Raw genomic sequence first — 255 nt, 5'->3', positions numbered from 1 at the left:
ACGATTCAATACATGCATTGTCCCATGGGTTACCTTTATTTGAATAGCTATGTATGAATTATGCTGCTGGTGTAGCTTCAATATAGCTTTTAGATACATATTGGCTTCCTCGATCACTATGAATAATCACTGGTTGACTTAGCTTTCGGCTTGCTTTTGCTTTCTCAATGGCTTTTATTACATGTTCTGTTGATAAGCTATTAGATACATGCCAACCTATGATTTTTCGTGAAAATAAATCCATTACGCTCGTAA

At 35.3% G+C, this 255-nt stretch carries 1 protein-coding gene; it reads right to left on the bottom strand.

Features of this window, described 5'->3' with window-relative positions:
• Nucleotides 1–58: 58 nt before the first annotated feature.
• Nucleotides 59–255: DDE-type integrase/transposase/recombinase (locus TEPIDINF_RS15010; RefSeq protein ID WP_421692410.1), on the bottom strand; the 197-nt coding region annotated here is incomplete at its 5' end.

Origin of the sequence: Tepidibacillus infernus, from assembly GCF_048898065.1 — a bacterium.
GTDB classification, from domain to species: domain Bacteria; phylum Bacillota; class Bacilli; order Tepidibacillales; family Tepidibacillaceae; genus Tepidibacillus_B; species Tepidibacillus_B infernus.
The sequence above is the reverse complement of the archived record's forward strand: the minus strand, read 5'-3'. Positions and strand labels throughout refer to the sequence as shown.